26 protein-coding genes, 1 other RNA gene and 1 pseudogene are annotated in these 15,601 nt (G+C 46.4%); 25 read left to right on the top strand and 3 right to left on the bottom strand.

From position 1 onward, the window contains the following. Positions 1-4: 4 nt before the first annotated feature. Both F7Y48_RS00460 and vscN read right to left on the bottom strand, forming a co-directional pair. A complete protein-coding gene (locus F7Y48_RS00460; protein ID WP_316679426.1) occupies positions 5-466 on the bottom strand; it encodes a type III secretion protein in 462 nt (153 codons plus the stop codon). Further along, positions 463-1,785 carry a SctN family type III secretion system ATPase VscN gene (vscN, locus tag F7Y48_RS00455; protein WP_316679424.1) on the bottom strand — a complete coding sequence of 441 codons (1,323 nt, stop codon included), beginning with the start codon at positions 1,783-1,785 and terminating at the stop codon, positions 463-465. Before vscN ends, F7Y48_RS00460 begins: the two co-directional genes overlap by 4 nt. A gap of 185 nt (positions 1,786-1,970) precedes the next feature. Here vscN and sctW point away from each other — a divergent pair, with 185 nt between their 5' ends. The 7 genes and pseudogenes from sctW (at position 1,971) to F7Y48_RS00420 (ending at position 6,571) form a co-directional block, all read left to right on the top strand. Continuing rightward, a complete protein-coding gene (gene sctW / locus F7Y48_RS00450) occupies positions 1,971-2,864 on the top strand; it encodes a type III secretion system gatekeeper subunit SctW (RefSeq protein ID WP_005395115.1) in 894 nt (297 codons plus the stop codon). Beyond that, a complete protein-coding gene (locus F7Y48_RS00445) occupies positions 2,845-3,129 on the top strand; it encodes a TyeA family type III secretion system gatekeeper subunit (RefSeq protein WP_012841775.1) in 285 nt (94 codons plus the stop codon). The genes sctW and F7Y48_RS00445 overlap by 20 nt, the downstream gene beginning before the upstream one ends. Further along, positions 3,116-3,490: a type III secretion chaperone SycN gene (sycN, locus tag F7Y48_RS00440; protein ID WP_012841776.1), complete on the top strand. Its 375-nt coding sequence runs from the start codon at positions 3,116-3,118 to the stop codon at positions 3,488-3,490. The genes F7Y48_RS00445 and sycN overlap by 14 nt, the downstream gene beginning before the upstream one ends. Beyond that, positions 3,487-3,864, top strand: coding sequence for a type III secretion system protein VscX (gene vscX, locus F7Y48_RS00435; RefSeq protein WP_005377246.1), 378 nt, complete (start codon positions 3,487-3,489; stop codon positions 3,862-3,864). The genes sycN and vscX overlap by 4 nt, the downstream gene beginning before the upstream one ends. A 5-nt stretch (positions 3,865-3,869) precedes the next feature. Beyond that, positions 3,870-4,211, top strand: a complete 342-nt coding sequence (gene vscY, locus F7Y48_RS00430) for a type III secretion system chaperone VscY (RefSeq protein WP_005395110.1) — start codon at positions 3,870-3,872, stop codon at positions 4,209-4,211. Next, positions 4,195-6,111 (top strand): annotated as a pseudogene (gene sctV / locus F7Y48_RS00425) (type III secretion system export apparatus subunit SctV); the annotation flags it as partial. The gene vscY and the pseudogene sctV, both read left to right, overlap by 17 nt. Positions 6,112-6,241: 130 nt before the next feature. Beyond that, entirely contained in the window at positions 6,242-6,571 is a 330-nt protein-coding gene (locus F7Y48_RS00420; protein ID WP_258669406.1) for a DUF3486 family protein, read from the top strand. A 150-nt stretch (positions 6,572-6,721) separates the two neighbouring features. On the opposite strand, the gene F7Y48_RS00415 is transcribed toward F7Y48_RS00420, so the two are convergent. Then, positions 6,722-7,498 (bottom strand): S24 family peptidase, encoded by a 777-nt coding sequence (locus F7Y48_RS00415; RefSeq protein ID WP_316679408.1) that lies wholly within the window; start codon positions 7,496-7,498, stop codon positions 6,722-6,724. Between the two features lie 131 nt (positions 7,499-7,629). Here F7Y48_RS00415 and F7Y48_RS00410 point away from each other — a divergent pair, with 131 nt between their 5' ends. The 18 genes from F7Y48_RS00410 to F7Y48_RS00325 all read left to right on the top strand — a co-directional run bounded on the left by F7Y48_RS00410 (position 7,630) and on the right by F7Y48_RS00325 (position 15,600). Continuing rightward, the gene (locus tag F7Y48_RS00410) at positions 7,630-7,887 is read left to right on the top strand and encodes a transcriptional regulator (RefSeq protein WP_062853662.1); all 258 of its coding nucleotides are present in this window, start codon (positions 7,630-7,632) and stop codon (positions 7,885-7,887) included. Positions 7,888-7,898: 11 nt separating this feature from the next. Next, on the top strand, positions 7,899-9,890 hold the full coding sequence (locus F7Y48_RS00405) for a transposase domain-containing protein (protein WP_316679404.1): 1,992 nt from the start codon (positions 7,899-7,901) through the stop codon (positions 9,888-9,890). A 35-nt stretch (positions 9,891-9,925) separates the two neighbouring features. Continuing rightward, positions 9,926-10,873: an AAA family ATPase gene (locus tag F7Y48_RS00400; protein ID WP_069537639.1), complete on the top strand. Its 948-nt coding sequence runs from the start codon at positions 9,926-9,928 to the stop codon at positions 10,871-10,873. Between the two features lie 8 nt (positions 10,874-10,881). Then, entirely contained in the window at positions 10,882-11,121 is a 240-nt protein-coding gene (locus F7Y48_RS00395) for a hypothetical protein (RefSeq protein WP_062853659.1), read from the top strand. 3 nt (positions 11,122-11,124) lie between these two features. Continuing rightward, positions 11,125-11,277 (top strand): hypothetical protein, encoded by a 153-nt coding sequence (locus tag F7Y48_RS00390; RefSeq protein WP_153993905.1) that lies wholly within the window; start codon positions 11,125-11,127, stop codon positions 11,275-11,277. 8 nt (positions 11,278-11,285) lie between these two features. Next, positions 11,286-11,660: a hypothetical protein gene (locus tag F7Y48_RS00385; RefSeq protein WP_316679398.1), complete on the top strand. Its 375-nt coding sequence runs from the start codon at positions 11,286-11,288 to the stop codon at positions 11,658-11,660. Further along, entirely contained in the window at positions 11,653-11,976 is a 324-nt protein-coding gene (locus F7Y48_RS00380; RefSeq protein ID WP_316679396.1) for a hypothetical protein, read from the top strand. Before F7Y48_RS00385 ends, F7Y48_RS00380 begins: the two co-directional genes overlap by 8 nt. A gap of 10 nt (positions 11,977-11,986) precedes the next feature. Continuing rightward, complete coding sequence (locus tag F7Y48_RS00375; protein ID WP_316679394.1) at positions 11,987-12,187, top strand: hypothetical protein; 201 nt, start codon at positions 11,987-11,989, stop codon at positions 12,185-12,187. 6 nt (positions 12,188-12,193) lie between these two features. Continuing rightward, a complete protein-coding gene (locus F7Y48_RS00370) occupies positions 12,194-12,427 on the top strand; it encodes a hypothetical protein (RefSeq protein WP_086371277.1) in 234 nt (77 codons plus the stop codon). Then, a complete protein-coding gene (locus F7Y48_RS00365; protein ID WP_086371278.1) occupies positions 12,414-13,034 on the top strand; it encodes a DUF3164 family protein in 621 nt (206 codons plus the stop codon). Before F7Y48_RS00370 ends, F7Y48_RS00365 begins: the two co-directional genes overlap by 14 nt. A gap of 12 nt (positions 13,035-13,046) precedes the next feature. Continuing rightward, a complete protein-coding gene (locus tag F7Y48_RS00360; RefSeq protein WP_062853654.1) occupies positions 13,047-13,319 on the top strand; it encodes a hypothetical protein in 273 nt (90 codons plus the stop codon). Then, entirely contained in the window at positions 13,312-13,530 is a 219-nt protein-coding gene (locus F7Y48_RS00355; protein WP_065870369.1) for an ANR family transcriptional regulator, read from the top strand. Before F7Y48_RS00360 ends, F7Y48_RS00355 begins: the two co-directional genes overlap by 8 nt. Further along, on the top strand, positions 13,523-13,756 hold the full coding sequence (locus F7Y48_RS00350) for a hypothetical protein (RefSeq protein WP_316679388.1): 234 nt from the start codon (positions 13,523-13,525) through the stop codon (positions 13,754-13,756). The genes F7Y48_RS00355 and F7Y48_RS00350 overlap by 8 nt, the downstream gene beginning before the upstream one ends. Before the next feature lie 153 nt (positions 13,757-13,909). Next, positions 13,910-14,590 carry a DUF2786 domain-containing protein gene (locus tag F7Y48_RS00345; RefSeq protein ID WP_136677184.1) on the top strand — a complete coding sequence of 227 codons (681 nt, stop codon included), beginning with the start codon at positions 13,910-13,912 and terminating at the stop codon, positions 14,588-14,590. Further along, positions 14,587-15,126 carry a hypothetical protein gene (locus F7Y48_RS00340; protein ID WP_316679385.1) on the top strand — a complete coding sequence of 180 codons (540 nt, stop codon included), beginning with the start codon at positions 14,587-14,589 and terminating at the stop codon, positions 15,124-15,126. The genes F7Y48_RS00345 and F7Y48_RS00340 overlap by 4 nt, the downstream gene beginning before the upstream one ends. Then, positions 15,125-15,195: hammerhead ribozyme type II (locus F7Y48_RS00335), an RNA gene on the top strand. The genes F7Y48_RS00340 and F7Y48_RS00335 overlap by 2 nt, the downstream gene beginning before the upstream one ends. A gap of 10 nt (positions 15,196-15,205) precedes the next feature. Beyond that, positions 15,206-15,439 (top strand): hypothetical protein, encoded by a 234-nt coding sequence (locus F7Y48_RS00330; protein WP_206955248.1) that lies wholly within the window; start codon positions 15,206-15,208, stop codon positions 15,437-15,439. Positions 15,440-15,456: 17 nt separating this feature from the next. Continuing rightward, positions 15,457-15,600 (top strand): hypothetical protein, encoded by a 144-nt coding sequence (locus tag F7Y48_RS00325; protein WP_206955237.1) that lies wholly within the window; start codon positions 15,457-15,459, stop codon positions 15,598-15,600. Position 15,601: the final 1 nt, after the last annotated feature.

The raw sequence follows: 15,601 nt of genomic DNA, 5'->3' as shown, positions 1-15,601 counted from the left end.
ACCTTTAAATAATATCGACAGTGCGAAACTCTTCTTGTTCGAGTTCTTCTTGGTATTGTCTTGCTCGCGACTGTTCCGCGAGTTCTTGTTGTTGCAACTGAACGAATTTTTCTTTGGTTTTATGGGCTTGCCGTGCCTCTTTTTGTTTTTCTTTAAGTACCGAACGTTCGTACTCAAGCGCTTTTTTTGCTTCGGCAACACGCTGTTTAAGCTCGGCTTCTCGCTCTCTCAACAACGCGATTTCTTGTCTCAATGTTTCCAACTCTTTGAGAACGAGTGTGTGTTGCTTTGCTTTGGCAAAACGTCGTTCTTCTTCTTCCTGACGCCAAACGTGATAGTCCGCTACGGAACGTTCGGCCTTTTGAACCTGTGCTGCCGAATTTGATACTCGGTATTCTTGGCGCTTAACGGCTTTATCCGCACGTTCAGCTCGAATTTGTTTGATTTCTAATAACCGTTCGATCATTGGTTCGCCATCCCTTTTAGTTGAGCGATAGCACCATCAAGATCACTTGGCTCATGCGTTCCTTGACGTAAAAAGGCGCGTATATCATCACTTTGTGCAATCGCCATATCTGCTCGGCTATCTGTCCCATGCTGGTACTCGCCAATTTTGATCAGTAGCTCAACTTCTTCGTACTTGGCTAACATTTCGCGAAGGTGAGCAGCAGACGCCTGATGATCAGGTTCAACGATTTGATTCATCACGCGGCTTGCTGATCGAAGTACATCAATGGCGGGATAATGGTTCATTGCCGCAAGTTTGCGCGAGAGAATGATGTGCCCATCTAAAATTGAGCGAGTTTCATCGGCGACAGGCTCTGTCATGTCGTCGCCTTCAACCAACACGGTGTACAGCGCTGTAATTGACCCTTTGTCAGATTGACCGGCTCGTTCCATCAGCTTTGGCAAAGCGGCAAAGACGGAAGGCGGATAGCCACGTCGTGTTGGTGGCTCGCCTGCGGCTAGTCCAATTTCTCTCTGTGCGCGGGCGAAACGCGTTACAGAATCCATCAGCAGTAACACGCGTTTACCTTGGTCACGAAAATATTCAGCAATAGAAGTGGCAACAAAAGCGGCTTTGGCACGTTCCATGGCCGGGCGATCGGATGTCGCGACCACTAAAACCGATTTGGCCATTCCTTCTTCGCCCAAGTCATGCTCAATAAACTCTCGTACTTCGCGTCCGCGTTCACCAATCAAGGCGAGAACGGTCACGTCGACGTCTGCGGATCGAATCAGTTTTGCCAGTAGGGTACTTTTACCACCGCCCGCCGCTGCAAAAATGCCCATGCGCTGACCTTCACCACAGGTCAGTAGTCCATCAATGGATCGAACCCCAAGAGAGATTGGCTTTTCAATCAGTTTACGTTGCATTGGTGGTGGCGCATCGCGATAAACCGGATACCAAGCACTTGGTTCCTGGCTTTGCGTACCATCGAAAGGACGCCCAAGCCCATCAAGCGTTGTACCTAACAGGTGATCGCCAACACCGACTTCATGCATTTTTCCCATTGGGCTAACTTCTGTATTTGAGGAAATCCCAAACATGTTTCCTAACGGTGTGAGCAGAGCGTGATGCTGTTGAAAGCCAACGACTTCCGCTAATAAAGACAGAGTTTGATCAGGATTACGCAACTCACACAGCTCACCAACACGAACGCCGGGGACAACGGCCTTGATGATGGTGCCGGTTACTTGCGTAACGCGCCCGCGAATTTGGATCAGACGAGTTTGCCTGATCGCAGATTGTTGGATATCAGTGATGTATGAGAAATCGTTCAAGGTAAAAATATGCGCAATGATTGATGTTGGGAGGATAGAAAGGATGAGGGGGTATTTATAGTGAATATCAGTCGGGAGTTTTTAGAAAACTGAAAACGCACTAAAAAAACACGTCTGATTTTGACAGCTTCGAGAAAGCGCACTTCCTATAATTCGCCTGTATTGTACGGAAGGAGTGCAAGTGAATGAGTATTATCAACAATCATATCGCAACAAACCCAAAGTTTGATGCGTCTATCCAAAACGGGTTGGAATCGTCTCGTACCGACGCTTCACGAAAAGGCAATTACCGCGGTGAAACGGTCCGTGTTCACAATGCCACACAATCACTTTTTGATGCGATGGAAGAGCTCACTTCACTCGGTTCCGAAAAAGCAGAAAAAGATTTGACCAAGCGTAAAGTGAAAGACAGTGGCGTTCGAGTTAATGAAGCGCACGAACTCGTTTCTGACTATCTGCGAAAAGTCCCTGATCTTGAAAAGAACCAAAAGATCAAAGATCTGGCTGCAAAAATGGCGGGAGGAAATATCTCGACCATCGCTCAATTGCAAGCTTATTTGAATGGATTTTCAGAGGAGAAAAGCCATCAATACCTTGCGTTAAAAGCCGTTAAAAAGTTTTTGAGTGCGAGCCCAGAAAGTAAACATCTACTAGCGCTGATTGACCAAGCGATTCTGAGAATCGAGCAAAACCCAGATTCTTGGGCTCAAATTGATACGGAAATTCGCGTCTCAAACTTTGCTGATGAATACAGCCAAGAACAAGAGTTTAGCTCTTTGCACCAGCTGCGCGGTTTCTATCGCGATACCGTTCATAGCTATCAAGGGCTCGGCGCCGCTTATCAAGACGTAGTGGCGCGCTTTGGTGAGCAGGAGGTATCGACCGCTGTTGAGTTTATGCTGCAAGGCATGAGTGCAGATCTTAGTGTTCAAGGCAGCAGTATCGACTCGGTTAAGTTGCAGTGGTTGATGTCCGATATGCAAAAACTCAAAACTCTGAATACGTTGCAAGATCGCGTGAGTCAGCTGTTCCAAATGTTTAAACCGGAAAGGACGAGTTATGGCTTATCAAGTTTCTAATTTGATGGCTGATGTGATTGCGTTGGTAGAGCAGCGATGGGTAAGCAGTGATGAGATTTGGAAAGTCGCTAACGCAATGGAATTGACGGCGGTACAACAAAAAATCGATTTTTTTCGGGAGTTCCACAAGTTAGTTCGCGCGATCCCTATTGACGTATTCGCCGATGAAGAACAACGACAGAATTTAATACAAGCGGTACAAAAGGCGCTAGACGAAGCCATTGATATAGAAGAAGAGGAAGCGTGGGAAGATGAGTTGGATTGATGCATCCGTCAATGAATTTTGCCGAGGAATGGGGCTCGATGCCGTCGATTTCTCATCAGCTGGACGGGTGCAGCTGGATTTTGAGCAAAGCGGTACACTACATATTGAGCGACACGGGGAACAGCTATTCTTGATGTTGTCTCAAGCGTTATCTTGGCATCAAACCAGTGACATCATTCAAAGCGCACTCAGTTTGTGTCATGCCGATCAAGGCTGGCCTTTCGAAATTAAAACTGGTTTGTTAGATGAGCAAACTTTGGTTTTTTCCGCGCGGTTAAACGGAGAAGAGGTCACGCTTCCGACTTTAGAACAAGCGTTTACGCTTTTGGTTCGTCTACATAACGATGTGGCAACCTCATGACTCGAGTAAGCACTTTAAACGTAGGCATAGAAGCCTTCACGCATGTTACTCATAGTGAGGTTAAGGCCGATTTCCCTGAACGGTTTCAATTACTTCCTGATGGGCAGGCGGTCGCTACGCATTTAGAGAAGCTCTATGACCTCAGGCCTTCAGACCAATACCTAATCGCGTTAACCAAGCCAAAATTGTTGCACTCAGAATTGTTGCGTCCAGAAAAGTACCGCCAACAGTTCGATGAAACGTTGGCTCAGTTGCAAGTTCTTGCACAGGATTCAGGCTCCGCTTCTTTTATCAAAGCATCCGAAACTCTACAAAGTACGCAACTTGATCAGCGTTACCTCACTATGGCGCTCAATCTCCTTATCCAGGTCTAACCAACATGTTGAGATCCAAAGACATTGAACTGTTGCTTGTTCACGCTGCACTACAAGTTCAATACCAAAAGCCAGAGCATGCTATCTCTATTCTCGATGCGGTTTTAGAGATAGACCCGCAACACAAAGAGGCGATGCAAACGCTCGCAGTGGCGTGTTTACAAAGTGGTCGATATGCCCGTGCGGTTGAGGTATGTGAGCACTTATTAAAATCCGACCTTAAACCTGATTCGGCAGGACTTTGGTTTTGCTTAAGCCAAGCTCGTTGGAAACAAAATGACGTCGATGGGGCACGCCAAGCGCACCGACGCTATCTGCAATCTTTAAATAGTGAATCACATGAATAAGTTGATCGATATTTTAAACAAGGTAGGGCAACGTAAAGACATTATGCTTGCTGTGATGTTGCTCGCGATCGTCTTTATGATGATATTGCCACTGCCTACCGCGCTGGTGGATGTGCTGATTGGCACCAACATGAGTATTGCGGTGGTGCTGCTTATGTTAGCGATTTACATCACTACGCCGCTTGAGTTCTCTGCGTTTCCCGCGGTGCTACTGATCACGACATTGTTTCGTCTGTCTTTATCTATCACGACAACCCGTTTGATCTTGCTGCAAGGCGATGCTGGTCAAATCGTTTATACCTTCGGTAACTTTGTCGTGGGCGGTAACTTAGTGGTCGGTATTGTTGTTTTCCTGATCATTACTATTGTCCAGTTTATGGTGATCACCAAAGGCTCGGAGAGGGTTGCAGAAGTTAGTGCGCGATTCTCACTTGATGCGATGCCTGGTAAGCAGATGAGTATTGACGGTGACATGCGCGCTGGGGTGATTGACGTACACGAAGCACGGCACCGACGATCACTGATTGAAAAAGAAAGCCAAATGTATGGCTCGATGGATGGCGCGATGAAGTTCGTTAAAGGCGACTCCATTGCTGGTTTGGTCATCATTGTGGTCAACATCTTAGGTGGCGTCACTATCGGGGTTACGCAAAAAGGCATGAGTGCTTCTGAAGCGCTTGAGCTGTTTGCTATTTTGACCGTTGGCGATGGTTTGGTATCGCAAATTCCGGCGCTGTTTATCGCGATTACGGCCGGTATTATCGTGACGCGTGTTTCTCATGAAGATTCTTCTGATCTCGGCTCGGACATTGGTGGTCAGGTCATTGCTCAGCCGCGTGCACTCCTCATTGGCGGTGTGCTTTTGGTGCTGTTCGCACTGATTCCTGGTTTTCCAAAAATTACTTTTCTGGTCTTGGCCACAGTGGTTGGTGGTGGTGGTTTCTTCCTTTTCTATCAACAGAAAAAACAGGCTGAATCAGATAGTACCGACTTATCAAGCTTTGTTTCGCAAGGGGCGGGTTCACCAGCAGCGAAGCCAAGCAAACCAACCCCATCTAGAAACAGTAAAGGCAAGTTAGGTGAGCAAGAAGAGTTCGCTATGACGGTCCCACTCTTGATTGATCTTGACGCGAGCCTTCAGGAAAGCTTGGAAGCGGTCGCATTGAATGAAGAGCTAGCAAGGGTGAGGCGCGCACTATATCTCGACCTCGGCGTGCCTTTCCCGGGTATCCACCTGCGTTTTAACGAGGGGATGCAAAATGGCGAATATTTAATTCAGTTACAAGAAGTTCCGGTTGCACGAGGACGAATTGTAAAAGACCAACTCTTGGTGACAGAAGGGAATGAGCAGATCGATTTATTAGGCGTGCCTTATGAGCAAGATGAAGATTTTCTACCCGGTATTTCTAGCATTTGGGTGGCACAAAGTTACGAGCAAAAACTCACGACCAGCCATGTCGGCTTTCTCACACCCGACAGAATCTTAACGTACCACTTGTCTCATGTTCTCAAGGAGTACGCACAAGACTTTATTGGTATTCAGGAGACGCGTTATCTGTTGGAGCAGATGGAAGGTAGTTATTCGGAGCTTGTTAAAGAGGCTCAACGCATTGTCCCGTTACAAAAAATGACGGAAATCTTGCAACGCTTGGTTTCTGAAGACATTTCCATCCGAAACCTTCGCGTGATCTTGGAAGCCATGGTTGAGTGGGGCCAAAAAGAGAAAGATGTTGTACAGCTGACAGAGTACATTCGTTCCAGCTTAAAACGTTACATTTGCTACAAATACGCGAGCGGACAAAACATGTTGCCCGCTTACTTATTGGATCAAAGCCTCGAAGACACAATACGCAGCGGTATTCGTCAAACCTCTGCAGGGAGCTACTTGGCGTTAGACCCGTTGTATAGAGACTAGATAAATGAACAAAATGAGAACCTATGGATCGGGCGGGATTTTGGCGGATCAACTCGGATTTTTTACTTTTCCATAATTCGGGATATAATGGGATTTGTTGAAAAGGAGAAAGAGTATGACGGGGTCTAAAAATTTTGTGCTGTCTTTACCTAATGAGGTTAGAGAGGAACTTGATGATCGTATCAGAAAACATGCGTATGGTCGATGCACAGAGATATCTGATTGGCTAAAGAGTATTGGTATAAAGACCAGCAGAAGCGCTGTAGCAAGGTATGAAAAGGTTTTGAAGGAAAGAGATGGAGTCAAAGAGGCCGCTGGCTCGCTTGGCGCTACCGTAAGGTCGTCGGTGCCAGGTGGTGAGCTTGCTTCTCTTTACCAAGAACTTGGTGAGCTGGAATTTAGGCGAGCTGAGTTACTGGAACAGATACGGGATCTCATGGAATGAAAGAAGGGCGCAATTTGCGCCCTTCTTTGTTTTTGTCTCTGACTGGACAAAATGAACATAAAATCTGATTCGATGCGTTTTACCCTACTAAATTGAACACTAACGACTTTACTTTTCTCGGCGTTTAAAAAACGTTTAAATATTTAAATTCTAATCGCCGATGTCCTTTGCGATGTGGACTACTTGGCCTACTACCTCAAACTGGTGCTGTTCCTCTTTAGGAATAGATATTGTCTCATACATCGGGTTATCACTTATCAATCTCCAACTGCCTAAAGCGCTTTGGTAGCGCTTTACAAATAGCTCATCCCCGTTTCTGAAGATGTAGATGTGACCATCTGATGGTTTGTTTCTTCCTAGGTGAACAACTAACGTATCGTTATTGTGGATCGTTGGTTCCATGCTGTCACCTTTTGCCCAAACTATCGCTAAATCTTTTTCTGTAAAACCTCTGTATTTCAGCCACTTGCGTCTAAATGCTAAATGTCTGGTTGGCTCTAGTTGGTCTGGGTTAAGTGCTCCATGCCCTGCTGATACTTGTATTCTATAACCAGGTATTAAGGCGAACTCCTCAGTAAAATCTCTATATAGATTTATATCGAGATAAGAAGCGGAAGTATCTTCTTCAAGCTCGGTTATATGATTGGCTCCAAGGCTTTTCTGCGTCTTTGGTGAAAGCAAGCTAATGTGATATTCCGTCGCTTTCGTCCCTTTTCTTCTGCGCTTTAAGTGCTCTTTTCCCTCAGCAAGTTTAGCTAAGTGCTCTCTTGTCCATCTTGGAGACGTCGGAAAATCTCCGTGCCCAGCGACTTCAGAAGCTATAAACCAAAGCATCCGTTGATCACGATCACAAACGGATGTTTTGTCCGTTTGTGTGTTTTCTGCATCCGTTTCATTTAAGTTATTGTTTTCATTGTTCTTATTCATAATTAAACCTCAGTAAAGCAACTAGACTAACGGACGCAAGGGAAAAATTATCATCCGTTGCTATTGACCGTTTCATCCTTTTGATCAAATAATGTAGTTACTAAGCAGGGCAACTCATTGGAGTAACTAACATGAATAACGAAACAGTCTCTCAGAAAAACAACCAAGAAGGAAGTGATTGGCATCGAGCAGACATCGTTGCTGCTCTTAAGAAACGTGGTCTTTCTGTCCGTCAGCTTTCTCGCGAAGCTGGTCTTGGAGAAAACACTCTTTCAAATGCGTTGCGTTCACCTTGGCCTAAAGGTGAACGAATCATTGCAGAAGCCATTGGCATGAAGCCAGAGGATTTATGGCCTAGCCGTTACCGTTCACTTCGAGCTGTAAGCTAGGAGGTTTTTCTATGTGGTTTATCGCAAGTGAACTAGCTGGTGTCGTTGGGCTTCCAAGCACAGAACGAAATACTCGTGAGTGTCTGAAGAAGTTAGCAACGGACAAACCAGAGCTAGCGAGAAAAAGACAGGGAACAAGAGGTATTGAATATCACATAAGCATTCTTCCTCCTGCTACCCAAGCAGCCATCTACAAACGTGAAGGCAAGGTACGAGTTGGCGATCAGGTTCTTGAACTGCCAAAAGATACTGGTGCTAAAAAATATTGTCGCGAAGCGCTATGGGCGCGTTGGGATAAAACCAATAACGAAGCCAAAGAGAAAGCCAAGAAAGCACTGAAAGCGGTTCAAGCTGTAAATGCTTTGGTTAAGAACGGCACTAAAAAGCTTGATGCTTACCACTATGTTGCAGAGCAGTTTGATATGTCTTTATCAACCGTTCGTCGCTCTGTGGCAAAGGTAAAAGATATTGACGTGTGCGATTGGGCCCCAGCTCTTTTGCCGAAGCACTTCGAAGTTGCTCAGGTTAAGAAGGCAAAGCAGTTTGCTTTTATCACACCTGAAGCGTGGGAGTTTTTCAAAGCTGACTACCTATGCCTAGAGCAGCCAAGCATGTCAGTAAGTTATGAACGACTAAAAGACGCAGCCAAGCACCACGGTTGGAGCATTCCTAGCCTGAAGAGTTTGAGCCGTCGTCTTGAGCATGAAGTACCTATTCAACAACGTGTGATGTTGCGCGAAGGTCAACACGCACTGCACCAAATGTTCCCACCGCAGGAACGTTCCGTCGAAGGTTTGCATGCCCTTGAATGGATCAACGGTGACGGCTACCAACACAACGTCTTTGTGCGTTGGTTTAATGGCGAAATTATTCGCCCTAAAACATGGTTCTGGGCCGACGTCTACAGCCGCAAGATCGTAGGGTGGCGCTGCGACATCAGTGAAAACACAGACAGCATTCGCTTATCACTGATGGATGTATGCGAGAAGTACGGAATTCCTAAAGAAATTACGCTCGATAACACGCGAGCGGCAGCGAACAAATGGATGACAGGTGGCGTGCCAAACCGTTACCGATTCAAAGTTAAAGAAGATGACCCGCTTGGCATCATCCCAATGATGGGAATAGAGCTGCACTGGTCTAGCGTCATTCTTGGAAAAGGTCATGGTCAGGCGAAGCCTATCGAACGTGCGTTTGGTGTTGGCGGTTTAGAAGAGTACGTGGATAAGCACCCTCTTTGTCGTGGCGCTTACACGGGTCCAAACCCAATGGCGAAGCCAGACAACTACGGAAGCAAAGCGATTGAAGCAGAAGACTTCCTGATTGCCATTGCAAAAGGCGTCGAGATGTACAACGCCAAAGAGAATCGCAATACCGAAGTTTGTAAGGGGTTCATGAGCTTTAACCAGGCATTCAATGCCAGTTATGAGGTTGCACCAATTCGTAAGGCAACAGAAGAGCAGCTGCACATGATGATGCTGCAAGCCGAAGCGGTTCGCGTATCTCGACATGGCACCGTATCGCTTGATGCTGGCGGTAGCTTAAAAGGCCGTAAGAACCGTTACTACGCAGACGCAATGATGAACTACATCGGGCAAAAGCTCGTTGCACGATTCGATCCTCTAAAACTGCATGAAGCTATTGAAATCTACACGTTGAATGGTGTGCGAGTTTGCACGGCTGAATGTTTAGAAAAAGTCGGATTTGGCGATACGCAAGCGGCTCGCGAACACAAACGCAAGCGCACTCAGTTCACCAAGGCGAACAAGATTGCGGCAGAAGCGCAAACCGAAATGGATGCGTTAGAAGTGGCAGCAATGATGAAGCCGCTTGAAGAAGAAGTGATTCCAGAAACCAAAGTCGTCGAACCTTTCCGACCTGTTGCGATTGGCAATACCGTTGCGCGCGTTCAGGTAGAGGAAGAAGCCGAAGATGATTACGAACAGAACTTTAGCGAGAGCGTTGCCTACTTGATGGAGCAGCGTAAGAAGAGCCGCCTTTAAACCTAATTTAAACCTTCAATAAACGGAGAATAACTATGGACAACAACGTTGTAACGCTAGGCGCAGCAGAAGCGAAACATACCGACGTATTGATGCAAGTACGCGCGCTAACCGAAGCGAAAGTTATTTCAAACTCTCAATTGGCAAAAGAGATCAGCGTGTCGCCAGCAACGCTAAGCCAAATATTCAGCGGCACATACAAGGCTGACCCATCAAAGATGATTGAAAAGTTGGCGAATTGGCTACGAATGCGAGAGCAACGCAATAACACACCAAGCGTAAACCCAGGCTTTGTGATGACGCAGACCGCAAAGCAAATCACAGACGATATGACTTATGCGCAAGTGACTGAATCCATCGTGGTTATTTTTGGGGCGTCTGGTGTTGGTAAGTCTGAAACGCTGCGTGAATACAAGCGCAACAACAATAACGTGTGGATGGTGACTGCAAGCCCAAGCCGTTCAAGCCTCACCGAGTGTCTTTATGAACTGGCGTTAGAACTTGGTTTGGATGATGCCCCTCGCCGCAAAGGTATGTTGTCTCGCGTTATCCGAAACCGCTTAGTCGGTAGTGAAGGCTTGGTGATTATTGATGAAGCCGATCACCTTGATTACCCAACGCTAGAAGAGCTGCGAATTCTACAAGAAGAGACTGGCATTGGCATGGTTCTAGTCGGTAACAACAGGGTTTATACGCAGCTTACGGGTGGCCGTAGAAATGAAGACTTTGCTCGCTTGTTCTCCCGTATCGCGAAGAAACGCGGTATCCATAAAACCAAACTGGCTGACGTTCGCGCAATTGCGGATGCATGGCGAGTAGACGGTGAAGCCGAACGCGGATTAATGGTGCAAATCAGTGAGCGACCTGGTGGTCTTCGACTTCTGAGTAAAACGCTGAAGCTAGCAGCGATGTTTGCCAAAGGTGGAAGCATTAGTGAGCAAGTCCTTCGTAAGGCATTTGCTGAATTAGAAACCAATGAGTGAGGTGGGTTATGACCTTTAAAGCGATGTTGAAATGCGATGCCTGCGGCTGTGCGAATGAAGTTGAGCTGGAGTGCTTTGACCCTGCGGATGCTGAAGATGCGGTATTCGACAAGTCGGATGAAACTGGTTGGTTTGCTGATGTACCGAACTGTAATCACTACTGCCCTGCACATGCGATACAGGCCAAACAAGAGCTGGAAGAAGAGAACCAGCTGCCAACAGGTATTTACCCAACCATGGTTGGATAGCCCATGAAAAAGCTTCCGCTTAATCAAGAATATCGAGCGGCATTTGAGAAGGTTGTTGGATTACTCAAAGTGGCTCAGGAACGAACGCTTTCAGCTACGGAAAGCAAGCAATTGGATGAGCATATTGCGATATGCCACCGCTATGAAAAGCAATGAGGTGATTTATGAGAAAAGCAGTTTACGTTTACAAAGGAATCCAAGGGTTGCCTGCCATTTCTAAACACACTGGGATCCCTTTCTCTTGTCTGAGCTACCGAGTCCATACGCTCAAGATGAACATCGACCAAGCCGTCGCAGAGGGGCCTGCCAAAGCAACGGGTTGCAAACACATCTACAAAGGTGTTCACGGATTAAAGCAAATTGCCAAAGCGCATAACTTTCCGGTTGGCACGCTTGAAAGTCGAGTTATCCAAATGGGGATGTCGATAGAAGAAGCATTAACTAAGCCTATTCAGCACCGAGTTTGCAGTGGCAAAGCAGAGACCAAAGTCGATCGGCTTTGGAGGTTGGCTCTTGGCATCGGAGGTTCACATGCTTAATCAAACAGAAAAGCGCCGCGCGTTGAGTAATGCCGTTGAACGCTTGAATCGTGAAGGTTCGGAGATTATTGGCTTTGCGATGAAAGGGCTTGCCATTCCTGTCATCACTATCGAAATGCCGCCAACTTGGTTGCTGCATAAGGCGATTCCGATGCGTGAGCGTGTGAATGGTCAGATGGAAGATATCTGCGTTGCTCGCTTAAGTGGATGCATTGTGCGTTGGCTATCTAACGGACTGCCAGAAGCTTACCAAATCACCCAAAACCTAAACCCATACGCGCCAGAGCTGATTGCTCAACGGCCTGCAAATTTTTAAGGAAAAGAAGATGAGAACTATCAGTAAGAAAGAATACCAGGGCGTTCTTTTAACGCAGCTTGATTATCTAAACCAAAAGGAAGAGGTACACCCAGAGGATTTAGAAAGCATTGTTGCTGCATACGAAGACTCGAAGACAGCGAATTTCGAACGAGTCGAAGTTATAGAAAACAACGGCACATTTACTTTCAAACCTATTTTTTTGGAGTAATGGAAAATGGCAAAGCTAACTTTCACGTTTAAAGAAGAGCGTGATGAAAGAGGTCCTAGAGTCTTTGTTGGATTTCAAATCGAAAAATGCACTAACGAGGATATGAACGAGATGGCCTCTTTAGTAAAGGATTTGGTCTACGAAAAAATGCAAGACGCAATGCAATTGCTATATGAAAGCCAAATGAAAAAAGAATTCGATGAAAAGTTAAAACAGGAATTTAAAAATGACATCCACTAACCAAAACCAACAAACCGATTTTCGCACTAATGCCCAAGGTCACTTGGTGCCTCTTAGCCAAATCAAAGAGATCGACCTTCTGCGTGATGATGTTGTTTCGAACATCGTCGAGGCGGCAAAGCAGCTGCAAACCGTTATGGCTGAGTTTAAAGCCTCTTCAATGGCTCAGGTTGCAGACTTCGTAGACCTAAGCGCACAAGAGTTTGATGTGAAATATGGCGGGACCAAAGGAAACGTCACGCTTCTATCGTTCGACGGTAAGTACAAAGTGCAGCGCAGCATTGGCGAACACCGCGTATTTGACGAACGCATTCAAGCGGCCAAGGCCAAGATTGATGAGTGCATCAAGCGTTGGTCGGAAGGTTCTAGCGATCAAATCAAAGCGTTAGTTGATCTCGCGTTCCGAGTGGATAAGCAAGGCAACATCGACGTCAACCAGGTGTTGTCTTTACGCCAGCTCAATATCAACGATTCAGACTGGATAGAAGCGATGGATGCGATTGCCGATTCCATCAAGGTCGTGGGTAAAACGCCATACCTTCGCGTCTATGAGCGACAAAGCGACGGTCAATATAAGCAGATTGCACTCGATATCGCGAAGCTATAACGGAGGCGGAATATGGAAATTCCAACTCGTTATGGACGTATCAGAGTCACCCTTCACGCTATCGAGCGTTGGAAACAAAGAACGGGACGCAACGAGTGGGATTTGATTGGGGCGGTGCTAAAGGCGCGCCGCCCAACCAAAAACCAATTGCGTCGAATCATGAAAAAGGAATACGGCTGGCGACCAAAACGAATTCTCGTATGTGAGCACGCTTACTTCCTTGTCAAAAACAATCACATCGTGACGGTTTATGAAAAGAAAATTGGAGGCGAACACCATGCCTGAATCAAGTTTCTATATGGATGCTGCGACTAAGGCCGCAGAAGCAGAAAAGGCTGGCGAGTTTTCTTACGCAAGTCAGCTTTGGGAAAGCGCATCTTATGCTGCGCTGAGTGGTTCTAACCGCCGTTGGTCACAAGCAAGAGCGGACTTTTGCCAATATCAACAACGCATGATGCGAACATTGTCATGGGAATCGGAGGCTATCAATGGGTAACGAACTGCAACGTTGTTTTACTACGCCACACAGCTACAACGCATTAGAGCGCGAAATCGAAATGGCCGAAGCGCTTATCGAGAACGATGGTACAGCCTTTCCAGAGAACACATTTGAAGATGGCTACATCGCTGCGCTCAAGTTTGTTCAAGGCCGTCTTGGTTCCAATGTTCGTGAAGAGTACGAGGACATGGTCAATGAGCGAGACAGCGAGGAAGCGGCCTAATAAGTTAATTAAATACATCATGGCGCACCGTCGGTGCAGTCAAGATGAGGCTGAAGCATGGGCTGATAGGTATTGCGGGGATTGGCGAAATACCCCGCTACCGAGAGCCAAAAGAATTGAATCAATATCGAGAAATGAGAAGGAATGGGAAGAATGAAAGAAAAGGTATTAGACAAAATCAAAAAGCTTCTGAGGCTCGCTGCATCGAGTAATCCAAATGAAGCTGCATTGGCATTATCTCGTGCTCAAAAGCTTATGCAAGAACATGGAATACAAAGCGACTCACCAGAGCTAGCAGGTGTTAATGACCACGTTATCGATGCGAAGTCGAAAGCTAAAACACCAACCAAATATTTTGGTTTGTTAGCTCATTCGGTAGCTAAAGCCTTTGGCTGTGAGTATTACCTACAACCTACATTCACAAATATGGAAGTTGTCTTTATTGGTCATGATGAGCGACCAAAAATCGCGGGATATGTTTTTTGTGTTCTAGAACGCCAGTTAATGAAGGCTCGCAAGGAATTCATTGAAAGTCTGAGTTCAAGAATGAAGAAACAAAACAAAACCAAGCGTGCTGACCAGTTTTGTGAAGGTTGGTGTATTGGTGTTTATAGAAAGATTGAACAGTTCGCTCTATCAGATAAAGAACAACAAGAGCTTCAAATATTCAAGAAGCATATAGATGGCCTTTCATCATGCTCAGCCCGTGAGGCAAAAGGCTCTGGTGTAGCGGCTAATGAATCAAAAATGAAAGGTTATGCAGCAGCTAAGAACGTGACGCTAAACCACGGTGTAAATGGTTCGGAAACAGCAAAGCTAGGAGCGTCACTATGAAACTAACCCGTTGCCCGGTTTGCCATACCAATCTCCATTTGGATGCGCTGATTCAAGACCAGTCTGGCAAGGAGCTGTTAGGCGAAGTGGCGAGCCTACCCGATTTTGTTGCTCGCCCTATGTTGGCTTACTTAAGTTTGTTCCGTCCTGCTAAGTCTGACTTGTCTTTAAGTCGCACGTTGCGCCTGCTGCGTGAAGTGACAGAAGAGTACAAAGCGGATCATGTGTTGGCGTCTGCTTTGGTCGAGTGTGTTGGCAAGCTGCGTGAGAAGCGTGCGCAGTACAACGACACGAAACCTTTGGCAAACCACAACTATTTAAAACAGGTTTATAAGACGATTGCCGTGCGTAATAACGTGCACGTTGATGAGCACAAGCACAAAGGCAAGCAAGCGGAAGTCACCACCAAACCAGACAACAGCGCTTGGTACTTCGAGCAAGCGAAGCGAATGCAGTCGCTAGGCCAAGACCCACTTGGTGAGAAAAGCACTATTGCCGACAAGCTAAAAGAACTCGGTTGGAATTCTGACCAATAAGCGAAACAAGCAAGGTTCGCCTTGCTTGTCTGTCTAGCGTGGTTGCTAGGCACTGATGAGCAGCCAAGGGGGTTTTGTTATGTTCGGTGAATACACGCCGCTAATGAAAGCGGGTTTGCTAGAGCGCCGATTGAATGCAGGAAAAGCAATGGTTGATCCAGAGCTTGGATTGCAGAAGCGCTGTCCGTGCTGCGAGGAGTTTTGGCCGCAAGATACGTTGTTTTGGTCACTCTCACCGCGTGAAGCCGATGGCCTGCAAACCTGGTGCAAGGCTTGTCAGTTGGATTATAAGCAAAGCCGAAAGTCGGCATAATGAGAGGTAGCTTCAAAATGGATGAAAGAGAGCATGCGCTTGAAGTGCTTAGAGATGCCATCCAAAACGCAGAGCGATTCGGACTTATTCGTACTGAGGATGGCAAGGTTATTACTGGTGTTAACGACTCGGAAAATGGGTTTGTGATGGTTGAGGGTTAAT

The sequence above is a fragment of the Vibrio sp. 2-1-2a genome (assembly GCF_032648565.1).
GTDB lineage: Bacteria > Pseudomonadota > Gammaproteobacteria > Enterobacterales > Vibrionaceae > Vibrio > Vibrio diabolicus.
The sequence above is the reverse complement of the archived record's forward strand: the minus strand, read 5'-3'. Positions and strand labels throughout refer to the sequence as shown.

Bases quoted from the DNA above. Each gene is read 5' to 3' on its own strand.
- F7Y48_RS00460 (WP_316679426.1), bottom strand. From the start codon at position 466: ATGATCGAACGGTTATTAGAAATCAAACAAATTCGAGCTGAACGTGCG.
- sctW (WP_005395115.1), top strand. From the start codon at position 1,971: ATGAGTATTATCAACAATCATATCGCAACAAACCCAAAGTTTGATGCG.
- F7Y48_RS00445 (WP_012841775.1), top strand. From the start codon at position 2,845: ATGGCTTATCAAGTTTCTAATTTGATGGCTGATGTGATTGCGTTGGTA.
- sycN (WP_012841776.1), top strand. From the start codon at position 3,116: ATGAGTTGGATTGATGCATCCGTCAATGAATTTTGCCGAGGAATGGGG.
- vscX (WP_005377246.1), top strand. From the start codon at position 3,487: ATGACTCGAGTAAGCACTTTAAACGTAGGCATAGAAGCCTTCACGCAT.
- vscY (WP_005395110.1), top strand. From the start codon at position 3,870: ATGTTGAGATCCAAAGACATTGAACTGTTGCTTGTTCACGCTGCACTA.
- F7Y48_RS00420 (WP_258669406.1), top strand. From the start codon at position 6,242: ATGACGGGGTCTAAAAATTTTGTGCTGTCTTTACCTAATGAGGTTAGA.
- F7Y48_RS00415 (WP_316679408.1), bottom strand. From the start codon at position 7,498: ATGAATAAGAACAATGAAAACAATAACTTAAATGAAACGGATGCAGAA.
- F7Y48_RS00410 (WP_062853662.1), top strand. From the start codon at position 7,630: ATGAATAACGAAACAGTCTCTCAGAAAAACAACCAAGAAGGAAGTGAT.
- F7Y48_RS00405 (WP_316679404.1), top strand. From the start codon at position 7,899: ATGTGGTTTATCGCAAGTGAACTAGCTGGTGTCGTTGGGCTTCCAAGC.
- F7Y48_RS00400 (WP_069537639.1), top strand. From the start codon at position 9,926: ATGGACAACAACGTTGTAACGCTAGGCGCAGCAGAAGCGAAACATACC.
- F7Y48_RS00395 (WP_062853659.1), top strand. From the start codon at position 10,882: ATGACCTTTAAAGCGATGTTGAAATGCGATGCCTGCGGCTGTGCGAAT.
- F7Y48_RS00390 (WP_153993905.1), top strand. From the start codon at position 11,125: ATGAAAAAGCTTCCGCTTAATCAAGAATATCGAGCGGCATTTGAGAAG.
- F7Y48_RS00385 (WP_316679398.1), top strand. From the start codon at position 11,286: ATGAGAAAAGCAGTTTACGTTTACAAAGGAATCCAAGGGTTGCCTGCC.
- F7Y48_RS00380 (WP_316679396.1), top strand. From the start codon at position 11,653: ATGCTTAATCAAACAGAAAAGCGCCGCGCGTTGAGTAATGCCGTTGAA.
- F7Y48_RS00375 (WP_316679394.1), top strand. From the start codon at position 11,987: ATGAGAACTATCAGTAAGAAAGAATACCAGGGCGTTCTTTTAACGCAG.
- F7Y48_RS00370 (WP_086371277.1), top strand. From the start codon at position 12,194: ATGGCAAAGCTAACTTTCACGTTTAAAGAAGAGCGTGATGAAAGAGGT.
- F7Y48_RS00365 (WP_086371278.1), top strand. From the start codon at position 12,414: ATGACATCCACTAACCAAAACCAACAAACCGATTTTCGCACTAATGCC.
- F7Y48_RS00360 (WP_062853654.1), top strand. From the start codon at position 13,047: ATGGAAATTCCAACTCGTTATGGACGTATCAGAGTCACCCTTCACGCT.
- F7Y48_RS00355 (WP_065870369.1), top strand. From the start codon at position 13,312: ATGCCTGAATCAAGTTTCTATATGGATGCTGCGACTAAGGCCGCAGAA.
- F7Y48_RS00350 (WP_316679388.1), top strand. From the start codon at position 13,523: ATGGGTAACGAACTGCAACGTTGTTTTACTACGCCACACAGCTACAAC.
- F7Y48_RS00345 (WP_136677184.1), top strand. From the start codon at position 13,910: ATGAAAGAAAAGGTATTAGACAAAATCAAAAAGCTTCTGAGGCTCGCT.
- F7Y48_RS00340 (WP_316679385.1), top strand. From the start codon at position 14,587: ATGAAACTAACCCGTTGCCCGGTTTGCCATACCAATCTCCATTTGGAT.
- F7Y48_RS00330 (WP_206955248.1), top strand. From the start codon at position 15,206: ATGTTCGGTGAATACACGCCGCTAATGAAAGCGGGTTTGCTAGAGCGC.
- F7Y48_RS00325 (WP_206955237.1), top strand. From the start codon at position 15,457: ATGGATGAAAGAGAGCATGCGCTTGAAGTGCTTAGAGATGCCATCCAA.